Source organism: Paraburkholderia phytofirmans OLGA172 (assembly GCF_001634365.1).
In the GTDB taxonomy this organism is placed as follows: Bacteria; Pseudomonadota; Gammaproteobacteria; order Burkholderiales; family Burkholderiaceae; genus Paraburkholderia.
Genome location: NZ_CP014578.1, coordinates 4519364 through 4532192 on the forward strand (window position 1 = coordinate 4519364; position 12829 = coordinate 4532192).

Here is a 12829-nt window from a genome sequence, read left to right on the forward strand (position 1 = left end):
AAGCGGCTTTATGGTCGTACGCCATCGTACCGATTAAGCCGTATTGCCGTGAGTCAGGCTCGGGCTCGCCTCAGCGGAGGCACTTGTTTTCAGGTGCCGTGAAGATCACTGATACAGAAACTGTGAGAGTGAAGATGCCTTACTCTGCGGCATACGTCGGCGAAGCGCCGAAAAGATCCGAAAATAAATACAGAAAGCCGCGTAAAAAGCGCGCTTCTGGCGAGAACGATTCTTCCGAATGGGTAGACCTCGACTCCGAATATGTCACTGCAAATGAAGATTTTGACGATACTGTACCGGCATTCAGCATCGATCCCATTGCGACAGTCCGCGCGAGAGGTGCCAATGCCGATTGCGAAGATCGGCGTGACGCACGCAAAATTGAAGCACTTGCGCGGCGCCTTGAGCAGCCAGATGACTGGATCTTCGAAAATGGACACTGGGTACCAACCTACCCCTTTATGTTTGACGGCGCCGATCTGGTACCCATGATAATTTCCCGTCTCCCGGGTTTCGTAAATGCCTCGATTGTTCTACGAATCAGCGTCAGACCGCCATCCACCGCCGATAATCCCCGACCTGACAGCTATACAAGCGAATTTGGCGGAAATTCAAATGAGGAACGCGGAAGTCCGACAAACAGAATTATTGATGTGGAGAGAGTTAACGATAACCATTATTACCCTGTAGGGCGGGGAAAAATAGAGGATCAGGGGGGCCACGGCAAGTGTCTGTTTTACTCAGTCTGGCACGCGCTCGATCAGACCACCGATCGCGAAACAAGAAATATAATATACCGAGGCAGGATTCCCAATAATAAAGAAGAAGGGGCCGCCTATCTAAGAGAACAGGTAATCGCCTATTTACGTAAAAATCCAGCCGAATTTGCCGATTTCCTGATTGATGAGGCTGAAGAAAATGACGTACCCACCGGCGTCGATACCACGTGCAATAGCACAGCGGAGTTGACTCGCGGCACTGATGAAGACTGGCCTGATCTTCTCGATGAAAGTTTTATTTGCGATTCGGCTGCGTTCAATTCGATCCTCCCTCCTGTTGTCGAAAATTTGCATGTCGTTGCGCAGAAAATTCCGTTCGCGTTAAAGGAAATATCGAAGGCTGCTGCGCAATTTGTCGGTGAATCGCTATCGCGTAGGGCCATTCCATCCGCAACGATCGCGTATCTACCGCATCTGCGGAATTATCTCCCCATTGCAACAATGCCTCCGCTTGCAATGTCCCTGTATCGTACAGCCGATACCAGGAAGCGCGTGCGAATGCTCTTGCTGATCGCTGCAACGATATTACCGGTTTTCTATCCTGCACTGACACCGTACGCCGCAATTACGCGCCTGCTGTCCACGCTGCATACCTTAATCGCAGACGATAATAATTGGAGAGATCGCGGGTTGACTGCGCTGCTAGCGACAATTCATGCGCTGCACCTTCCTATCGCTAGCCAGTATGTTGGCGAATTGCTCGCGTCGCTAGACAATAATCTCGGATTTCTCGCACACATCCGATGGGTTTTTGAGCTGGAAGAGCGGTTAATGACAGACGACCCTTGCACGGCGGCGGCCCTCCTTTCAAGCGCCGCCGCCTACCAGTTACTGCTCGCCGATAAGATGACAAAATCTGCGGACGGTGAAAAGAAGAAGCTCGCCTATTTCGTCGACTATTTAACGTCCCTTAGTCGCCTTCGCGTTGAAATGGAAAACGTCGTCGCGTCAGAAGCTGGGCCAGTTTATCAGGGGTTCAACAATTTTGTCTGCCGCAATTTGTTCTCCGAAAATCGACATGACAATGTCTTCTTTGCGGGATTGCGACTACCTCTATCCAACGAAGAAGTGGCGGATTTTTGCACGCAAATGCGGCAATACGAAGTTGATACCAATGCCGCACATGGCACCGGCTTACTCGCGTACACGCTGTCCCGATGTGACGATTTATATTCAAAGCGAGGGATAGACAAACAACTATGGTCTCGTGATAGCTGGATTCCGGCGGACACCCTCGATCTCATGACGACTTGTGAAGCTGTTCGACTTTACGCAGCAGAGTTGAACAGCCGCGATGAAGCCGTATGGGAAGCCTTCAGTGCCGAGCCGCCGCCCGCCAGCCTCTATTCGCCGTGGCTGGACGATTGGGTCACGGAGCCAGCCGAAAACGACGTCTGCGCAACCAGGTCAGGCGGAGCTTCGACGCCTGTGGAGGCTGTCAATTTTGCGGCATTCCCCAATAACGCTTTCGTCGGGCACATTGATGCTGCGATAAGCGACGCAGCCTACGGATCAAATCTTCCTTTACCGGATGAAGAAGCGCAGATCCACGCGTTTCGGCCCGAGCCTGCGGCAACGTCGCCGGCGGCCGCCAATTCGCCTTTGTTGGCTGTGACCGCAGCAGCCGGCATCGGTGCGGCGGGCCTGTTGCAGGGTCCAGATGGCCTCGCGGCGGCAGGGAGAGACGCATTGGCGGGCATGGCCGGCACACTCTCGATAAAGCGAACGGGGATCGCCGTGGCCGTCGGGGTCCCGCTCGCTCTGACGATCTGGGCAGTTATCAAGGCGCGCGCCGGATGGCTGAGCGCGCATTCCAACCGTCCCGATTCTGCTGAAGATTTATCGCGCCTAGCGACGCAAAGCCTGGTTCAGACCGGCTCACACGACAATACTTACCACAAGTGGATTTATAATTTTTGGTTGAAAATGGAGTGGCTGGGCGAATTTATTACGAGTAGTTTCGATAATGGGTTATTCGAAAAAACAATGATAGATTTGTGGCTACGCAAGAAATCAACTAATTCTTCGCACGAGTCGACCATATATTTCAACGCTGCGAAAGCAGCTTTTGACGACTATCAAACGGATAAAAACAATACGGACGCACGACGCCTATCCTCGGAGGATCGATACGGCGCTGAACTATATCAACTCGCCAATTTGACTGTCAGCCAGGGCTCCTCGCCGAAAGCCCATAGTGTCATTCCCATTTTGGTAAAATTAAAAACATATGAAACCTGTCGCTGGCGCGACCTTTTTGGTCATCCCGCGGAAGGTTCCATTTCATCGGCCGTTGAATTGGAATCGCTTTTCTCCTTACCCGTCACCCCACGCGAGGCTCGCGCGTCCGAAGTGGAATTGCAGAAATTTATTCGGTCCGAACTCAGGCCGGGAATGTTTTTTGAACTCGACGAGAATTGTAGAAAGGGTTGCGAGACAGCATTGAATATATACAAGGATTCATTACAAACTGAGATGGCAAAACGAAATGGAAACTTGAATGCTGCCGACATTTCCACAAGTTCCATATATACCAGCAATATCATTTCTTCGACAGCAAACGAGTGCCAGAATTTTTTATACAATTACAGAGGACCAACTTATGGCTCTGCATGCGACAAAAAGAGGGCCGAACTCTTGCAGTGTAGATACGCAGCCATGTATCTCTCTATACTTGTAAAGAGGTCTCAGGAATATCTTGATATTTTAACTGACCTCAAAACTCGATTGCCGAACGCCTACCGTGCGGATACCAATGTTCTGTTGCTCGATAGCCGTGCTTTCGCCGTCCGTGAGGCGCTTCGAAAATTCTCGACCAAGGAATCCCGACCAAATTTCGAACAACTTTCCGCCAAGGAACTCCTCAATAACTATCCTGCATTAATCGCGTCGAACGAGGAGATTTTTTATTTTGTCTCTTTCGCGGAAGCGATCTTTATGATGGTGAAAACGGGATCGACTGTCGAACAACTGTATCGCGAGGTCGCCGATCCGTCCCGAGTCGTTCGCCATTTCAATTCGCTGATGCAGCAGCTCCCGTTTTCGCAGAGGGCCCACCGTAATGGCATAGCCGGGTTATCGTATTTGCAGAGTGTGGAGAGCAACACTGAGACAAAAAGCGATACCGAATACTACAATCAATTTTCTGTTTTCAAAAATGAATATTTATCCGATGTCGCAAAATTAATCGCCATTGATAAGTTGACACAATTTGGCGTCCATCCGTATGACATTGTAGCCTCGCGGGTAATTCGTTGTGCGCGAATGGAATTGACGTTGTATATACCACGGGCTATTGAACTACATGGTTCCCTGCCAGTCCTTTCCACAATGATACATGCAGGAGATCTGGCCTTCTGCCAACTTGAGTCGAGTGATTGGATAATTATATCAACTATCGGTGGCCAGCTATTTTTAAAAACGATTTCAGACTCAACAATGTGCTCAAATGCAGCTCTTTGTAAAATAAGAACAAGCTCTACCCCGCCTCCAATTACCTCGCACTGTGACTATCCGAGCGAGAAGGATAAGTGGCATGGCGAGCGGCTATCCAGCCTTATCCTTACCCCTATCTTTGGAACTAAAAGTCCGCTGGATAAAATATCCTACGAGACTGCCTTCCTGGGGTTTTCGACGGCGGAGTCGCTGGTCGAGCGGCCAGACGGCACTGGCGCTTCGTTGCTTCAAGTCGTCCAGCAGGTGGCAGGATCTTTAGTTAAAGACGCCGCCGAACAGTCTGAAGCCGCACATTACAAAAGGAGGTGGTGGCAGTATTTCACACCGATGATACCCGGTTTCGATATCGCCTACCGCCGTTATCATGACGTCGAATATGCACCATCGTATGGAGAGATCACGTGGGAAGTAATAAATGCAGGAATGGCCATCGCTTTCTTCGGCGTCCCCCTCGGTGAAATTCTTTATGCGGAGTCAAATCTGCTTCGCAGCGCCATTTTACTCAATGCCCATAAAGGCTTCAGAGGATTGGCTCTGGTGACGCGTGTTATTGAGCAGGCCGGCTCCGATCTGGCACTCGCATCGCTGCGCGCATCGACTATGACAGTATCCTATTTCATTTCCCCGTGGGAGCCGGTTCCTCTGGAGTTAATCGGGACGGCCTTGTACAAGGGAGGCCGCAGGCTAATGCGCGGCAAATTGCTATTTAAACCAAGGCCTGCCAACGTGGTGATCGGCAAATCGGAAGGAGCGCCCTCCCCTGGCGCAAAATCCAAAAATCCTAAATCGCCCGAAATAAAGCCGCTCCCGCAGATATTTAGAACGGAATCCATGCGCGATGTCAAAGTCTATGAATTCTCATACACTGAGACCTCAGAAACTCTCCTCGGCGCAGATAACGAGCCACAGCCCGGCCCGAGCGGCACCGGCGAGCAACCGGGCGATGCTAACGGATTCACGTGGAAAGGAGACTTTCGCGCGCTTGAAGATAGGGGAGCAATATCGCTCGACGCGACGCGTCATACCGTCAAAATTAACACACCTTTTCAGTTCGCCAGAAACGATAATCAATTTCTCTCGCTGGACCCGGTTCAGTCAACACATCCCGTACCTCAGAGCGGCTTTGAACTGTTTCAGCTTGGACAAGTTGACGACATAGTTTTTTCTAGTTTTGACGAGAAAATCGGCTTTATCTCCGGATCATCCTCCTCCAATGAAAACGTCGAAGTCCTTATGGTTCCCGCACCTGAGGGAGGCGCGATTGGAATTCGACTCAACTTCGAGGACATCGACAAAGTTCGCCCTCTTCTAGTAAGTCCGGGCGCATTGTCGGACAGCATCTTTATGATGGGAGTCAGCAAGCAGGAGGGCTGCGTTCTTTTCTATCACATCAGCAAGCCCTCTGTGGATTCGGTCGCGTCCGCACGGCGTGATTCTACGATCGAGAGGCTATTAGAAGTTCACAATAGTCTAATGACCAGTTCCAGTATGCGGATGGCTCTCCCCGAGGATGTAGCCATGGGCGACATACAGCTGCTGGCTCGACTGTTTGATTACGCGAATATTGTATATTCCGACCCGTCAGGAGCGACGGGGTTTGATGTCGTCGCACCGGGTTCGCCCATCTCAAAGAAGTCGGCGATTAAGAATTTGTCCCGCCATGCGGTTTCCACTGAAGACCTATGGATTCTTAACTATGGCTTACTTGACGGTAACGTCAAATTCTCTAAATTGGAAAGCCATACCCACTACCTTCTGTCCCGGACTCCCGCCGATCAATTGAATATCAGAGGGCGTTCGGAAATTGAAGGTATATTTGACGAAAGACTCGAAGCAAAAACACTTGATAATGTCCTTCAAACAGACAGTGAATCGGCCGTTTTGGAAATTGTCCATCTACTGATACAGAAAGCATCGTACAATAAATTTGCGCGATCCCCGGAAGAGTTCGAGATCAGCCACTTGCCCGGTCTCGCGGAAATATTTTCGGAAGCAGGATACACCACAAATTTCCGTTTGATGAAAATATGGTCATCAGCAAACCGGCCAGATGCACAGTTTCATTTTTTGCTTACTGTTCAAAAGAATAATTCCAAATATTCAGTTGACATTTCCTCGGCCAGACTTCTAAACCAGTGGATTGAATCTCCAATCATCGAATCCGACAAAAATTGGCGACAAACATATCAAAAATATCTTGGTGACAAGCTCTGCGTTTTCCAGGATTTCTCTACCTTCAATCTCTTTGAAGACCGTTTCAGGGCAGGCCTCGGATCCGCTACGCCTTTTGACGATGCCAATGATTCCTCTTGGACAGTCATCAACCGGCCCGCGTGGATGCTCTCTCGATCCAATCATATGCTTGTGGATGCGATGGATACCGACCGGACGGTCGAAATTTCTTCTGCGGTACTGGATCCGTCTCCTACCGCGCCAGTAAATAAGAACCCTGAAGCGGTTGCCACACGGTGGTTTGCTCAACGGTGGCTAGACGTAATTCAGGATGACGAGTTCAACGCGGCAATTGCGGGAGCCGGTGATATCAAGGCTATCGATAATATCGAAAAAATTACAAAATCACATGGCATCCGCACCAAAATTTATCTGACGCTCACTTATTTTAAAATAACAGACGATCTCCCGACAGTGAATCTGGCAGTGGCGGTTCATCATAACAATAAAATTGTATCCATAATTGATCCATCTGCACGAAGGAAAGGAAAAGACACAGCGTTATTTTCATGGGATGAGTGGCTTGGCCATAGATCCAGAGGAATATTGCTCGGAAAAAAATATGGCTCCGCTTCAATGGTGGGGGAATTACCCGATCCACAGGAAAACAAATACTCATTTGGCTCTGCGGATTTTTTCGATGAATCGAATCAACCCTATGAAATCCTGTCATTTGATTCTTCTTACCTACGGGAGCTTGATACCCTGATAGGAAATGTCGAAACCGAAATGCAGGAAATGGGTATCGATAATCCGGATCGCGATTTTTCCCTTGAGCGCGAGAAGCTTGAAAGGCTGCGCAACACCGTGGACAAGGATGATAGCGATGCAATACTGACGATCCGCACTGAGCTTATCGGGCAGGAACAAATAGTTAAGGATATTTCAAAGTATGTGGCACTCCGTGGACTATTGGGGCGTTTGACCGATCTGAAAGGTCGTGTTTCAAAATTGCATAGTAAAAGACCCGTCTGCCGAGGTCTGCTTTATAGCTGCAATAGCATGCTGGGAAACAAGGTCGATCTCGTGGCACGGATGTCGATCACATACCCTTTTATTCAGGAAAGATTGAAAATACGGGCTTATGATTTTGACAAACAGCGATACATCCCGAGCTCGCGGTTTGAACTCGTTCTGCTGGGCAACATTGAATATCTGATAAAAATTGAAGACGTGCGGACCATTCTTAAGCACTATCAGAGACTATATGATGAGATGGCATATTTAGCGACGGATTACGCAAATGGAGGTGGCGGCCTGCGCGCACTCGACATAGCCGAAAATGCCAGAGCCGGGTCAACCGTCGTTGACGAATTGCTGCAATATTATTCCTCGTCCGCCACAAGAATTTTTGGAATAGTTGACAAAGCTGAAAAGGGAAAATCATCAGCGACCGTTTTCGGGCTTTCCGCCATTCACGATGAGTCAACAGCAGATGTTTATACCGTGGCGGTGAGTGGCATAATTGCTCACCCATTTTCCCAAATTCGAAATGACGAGAAATTCATAGGCTACGTGTTCCGTCATCGTCATAGCCCGTCCTGGAGCATGGCTGAGCTGCAAAAATATAATCTCGAAGGTATTGGCCGTTTTTTGAGCTACCATACTGTGAAATACGCAGTGTTTCACATGAGCGGGGTTCAAAAAATCGCCGCGTTGGCAATAAATCCGCGCTCGGAGACTATCGCGACCAGCTTCGGAATGAGAAGAGTGGATGAATTGGCCAGGTATCGCGCAGTTTTTTCCCGCGCAACCTTTAATAATCTACGTTCTGTTTTGAATAGCCCCAAGAGGGGTGCCGTGGTTCGACCCCCGGCGATCCCGCGGAGCGGCTCTGTACCCGGGGTAGTTAGTCCACCTGTAACCGAAAATGCAGAACTTAAAAAGTTACTATCGGGAAATATCGCCGCTGCAATCGGCAAGGGTGCCATCTACCCCGCGCCAAACCGGGCGGTTAGAAGTTTCCCCTGGAATTTCGTTTTCGCCAGAAGTGATTCCCAGATCACACATGATTCGCCTCAGCCCTCCACGGAACTAGGCACCACGTCGCCATATGATATTCAACTGGGGCAGGGTTCCGATATTGTATCCTACTCACAATCCTCGAGAGTTTCCTATGGTGATTTCTGGAGCGGAGAAAATGACGAGCTGCAAAAACTCGATGTCATTCTGGTTCCGAACGGGAACGATGGTGCTAACGGAATAAAAATATCGCTTGACGAGCTTATACCCGGGCGCCCGCTCCTTATTTCTTCGGGCGCGCTATCTGGATGCACTCAAATCATATGTATAAAGAAATCAGAAAATTCAATATATATATACCACGCTGGCAAGCACTCTCCGGACACCAAATGGCAAACTCAAGCTGACGGCGTAAAACATATCGCTCATGTTCACGGTGTTCTGACCGGGCAGAAATCATCATTGGTTTTGCCGGACGAGCCTACTAGCGCCGATTTGACAGGATTATACGGTTACTTTGACAACACCTATATCATGTCCTCTCGCCCCTTGGAAAGCACCTCTCCAACCCGGATTGAAAGACAGGATAGCACCCACTGGGCATATAGCTATAAGGGCGACGAGGGTCGATTTTCCGTTGGGAATAGTCAACTCCTGATCTTGAAAGACAGTAAAGGCGATGTCCAGGTTGAAGGATTTGTGGAGGTTGGTTCACTAGGCCAGACATCAGTAAAGAAAGTGAAGGTTACGGCAGCCAATGATATAGAGCGCTATTTTTCACCGTCAGCAATACGGCCGTCGGTCGAGACCTCGCGCACCATTGCCGAGCTGCGAACGAAGCTCGAGAGTGACGATAAACTCAGGCCCTTTTTTAACGATCCTCGTACCGCCGAAGCCGCCTCCGCGAAGGAGGTCATGTCATTTATGAATGGACTCGGTCGAGCGGTGAAGTGTCGCCTTGTGATGATCTGGCGTTTGCCAAACAGTATCGAGCCCGAGATGCATTACCTCGTCATCGACGATACCGGTGATACCGCAGTGGCTGTCGATATTACCGCTGGGAGATACCCCGCGATGGGACTGCCTTTTTACGGTACTGAGGAAGCGTGGGCGAAAAAATTTAGAGACGTGTATCCTCGATCATTTGTCGCATACAAGGATTTCGATTCTGTTGCGAATATCGACACAGTGTTTTCCGGCGCCATTTCCGATAGCAATAGCGCGGTCGGATCGATGACGCCGTTACGTGTTCCCCAGTGGCGTTTGCGTAAGGTAGATTACCCCATGTATCCCTACACTTCGCAGGACACGACCACCTTTTCGGCGACAGTTCATCTTGGCCAAAAGGGAGATGCCTATGCGGTTGAGATGGGTTTAAATCCGGAGTGGAGTGTCAATACTGATACAAAGGGACTGTATTTTGGCAGGGCCGAAGATATCTTCAAGGGTGTTTACGAGAAGCGCATGCCATTTCGGCGGAAAGATTATTATATTCGATCGGACGGTCACACATACCAGGTGGTGTTGGATAGTTCTGGAAGAGGTTGGAATCTTAAGCCAGGGCGAGGCACCGAACCCACCACAGGCACCATTGCCGTCGAGAGAAAAGTGGACGGCCGCTGGGTTGTCAGAAAGACGGCATCAGAGACCAAGCCTGTGCCCTCACGCGCCGATGCTTATCCGGGCAAGACGGCTTTCCGAAAACTAGCGGAGGACCTCTCGGACATCAATGTGGATCGCACATTATGGAACGGCGATTATGCTAAACGGATTGTTGACCGGGATACCGCCGAGATCCGAAAGAATATCGATATCGAGGTCAAGGAAATGGGTGGCCTTGAGACATATATAGACTTGGTGGGTATCAATCCCTACGCCCCAAAGGAACCTCCGGGCGACCTTTCCGCGAATAACATCTTCAAGCTGATGGTCGAGGATGTCTCCGCGGTCGATCCAACCCGAATTCAGCAAGCCGATTTTTCGGAATTCGCCACAACGCTGAATACTCTCGATCATCAGAAAAACTATGTCTTTCTGATTATGGATCACCGGCTCGGACATAATTATTTAGTCGGCCCTGCAAAATTCAGTTTGCTTGACGCACGACGCCGATCGGGTATTTTGTCGGAGCGGGACGGTTAGCCCGCCGGAAGCGTTCCCGGTGCGCAAGCAGCGGATGCGACAGGACATCGGCGATCGAATGCAGCCAGGCGAGGACAAAAAAGATGGGCCCCAGACCCAGGCGAACAATCGCGCGTAACAGCCAGCGCAGGTTGTAGCCCGTGGCGCACAGCACGGCATGCAGCGCATCGCCGGTTTGTCCTTTGAGCCAGCAGCGACGCATACCGTGGTCGTGCTTCACATGGCCGATGATCGGTTCAATCGCCTGGCGTCGCTTGAGCCAACGTCGCTGCGTGCTGGTCAGTGTCCTGTGTTTGCCGCGATGAATCAGGTGTACTGATGATACCTCCACGTCGACGCCGCGAAACCCGAGATCGACCAACACGGTCTTCGGCTGTGGTGTACCGGGCAGGTCCTGCAACAGAATGGAGCTCTGTTCGAGTTGCTCGGCCAGCGTATGGCCGTCATAGGGGTTGCCGGGGAACGCCCGCGCACCGACGATCAACCCTTGTTTCTCCGTGATCGCGAGGCTCACCTTGACGCCGAACTCGTAGGGCTGGCGTGCCTTTCCTTTCCCAATGCATTCAACTTCAGGCGCATGCAGTGCGTAGAGTTTGTTCCTGTCCTTTGGACGTTGGTGGCAAATGCGCCAGGCCCGCTCAAGCCAGACGCGCAGTTGTGCCTGCCGTTCGTCTGAAGCTCCAGACAGCTTGCGTTCGATATCGCGCAGCAACCGTCCCAGTACCGTGCGCTGACGCTTGAGTACACGACGCAGGCGCCTGAACTGCTTCGCATGGGCATAGCCGCCCGCGCGGCGACGCAGTCGCTTGCCTTCGCGCTCGTACGTTTGCTTCAGCCCCAACCCTGCGCGTTGCGCCAACTGAACGAGTCTGGCCCGCGCCACCTCAAGCAGACGGCTGTCGGTCGGATACGCAATCGCCTTCTCCTGCACCGTGGTGTCGACAATCACGCGCTCGAATTCGACCGGCGTCACCGCCTTCATCTGCACCGCAGCCGCGATCGTCGCCGCGAGCAGCTCCTCGACACCGGCTTCGCCCAGCGCCTGCCGAAAACGCACCAGGTTGGTCGGGTCGCACGGCAGACGCGGCTGGAAATACTCCTCGCCGCAGAAGAACTGAAAGTACACGTCCTGTGCCCAGCGCTCGCACACCGTTTCGTCACTCTCGTTGTAGGCGTGCTTCAGGTACAGCAGACCCACCATCAGCCGCATAGGCAAGCGCGGACGTCCAGCCGCACTGACGCCACCGGCAAATTCCAGCGAGTTCGAGCCAAACAGGTCAACCGCTTCGCTCACCCGTCCATCGCGTGAACGTCGCTCGAACAGGGGAGCAAGCGTCGTTTCGATTGAAGCCCATGACATCTTCGTTGCCAACACGGCAAGCGGGTGACGTAGATCAATCATCGCGTCCAGACGGCTACGAAAGAAATCAGGCGTGCTCATTGGCGACCACTCCGAAACTCCCAGAATCTTTATCAGATCGATATTCGTTCTGGGAGTTCTATTACCCTCCAACAAACTGCATCGCTTGGCCAGGCGGGGCTTCACGAACTTCTGCAAGGCCGACTATTTAATCGACATCCCTGCCGGGCCGGAACTGATGGCCTATATTCTGCAGTCGAATGTGGAACCCGGGGTGATTCCGGAAGTGAGGATCCGGGATTGGCTTAGAGGCCGCGGTATGGAGAGCGTAAGCATCGAGGATATTCTCGCGCTGATGCGCCCCGGTTTTGCGCAGTCACCTCCGACTGAGCAAGCCAGATTGCTGGCCTCGATCTTTGATAGAGAGAGAAATCCCGCCAATATCGACGTGAGTCGTCTCCGTACGGACAAGGGTGTCACTTTCATTATGCAGAGCTACGATCGTGCCAATTTCGAACGTAACGTTGAGCGGGTGCGTGGTGTCAAAGACCTGAAAAGCTGACGGAAATTCGCGGCTCATCGTATCGAACCAGCGTCGACTGGCGCACCTGGTATTGCGTAGCCAACTGGCGAGCCCGAACGCGCATTGACCATCGGTGCCGCTTGCGAATCCGCGCTGCCGTAATGGATCAGGTCCGGATTGACCGACCAGGTGACGTGCAAGTGGGCAAAGTGATCCAGCAGTTGTGCGCGCATCTACCGGTAGACGCGACTCTCACTCATCGTCGTGAACAACAACGACTTCGGCACGAACCGGGTGCCGCAGGAGGCAAGCACGCCGGGCGCGACGTTGGAACAGATTCGGGAGCAGGGGAGGAAGCTTCGGACAACCGGAGGT

At 51.5% G+C, this 12829-nt stretch carries 4 protein-coding genes; 2 read left to right on the forward strand and 2 right to left on the reverse strand.

From position 1 onward, the window contains the following. The first annotated feature begins 98 nt into the window (after nt 1–98). Complete coding sequence (locus AYM40_RS19980; protein ID WP_148662213.1) at nt 99–10571, forward strand: cycle-inhibiting factor; 10473 nt, start codon at nt 99–101, stop codon at nt 10569–10571. Here AYM40_RS19980 and AYM40_RS19985 read toward each other — a convergent pair. Further along, entirely contained in the window at nt 10516–12012 is a 1497-nt protein-coding gene (locus AYM40_RS19985) for an IS5 family transposase (protein ID WP_063494538.1), read from the reverse strand. The two genes, AYM40_RS19980 and AYM40_RS19985, sit on opposite strands and share 56 nt — an antisense overlap. Between AYM40_RS19985 and AYM40_RS19990 the strand changes: the two genes are divergently transcribed. Further along, on the forward strand, nt 12005–12493 hold the full coding sequence (locus tag AYM40_RS19990) for a cycle-inhibiting factor (protein WP_063497695.1): 489 nt from the start codon (nt 12005–12007) through the stop codon (nt 12491–12493). The genes AYM40_RS19985 and AYM40_RS19990 overlap by 8 nt on opposite strands. A gap of 14 nt (nt 12494–12507) precedes the next feature. Here the strand turns inward: AYM40_RS19990 and AYM40_RS41435 are convergent, their stop codons facing one another. Further along, nucleotides 12508–12687, reverse strand: coding sequence for a hypothetical protein (locus AYM40_RS41435; protein WP_063497696.1), 180 nt, complete (start codon nt 12685–12687; stop codon nt 12508–12510). Nucleotides 12688–12829: the final 142 nt, after the last annotated feature.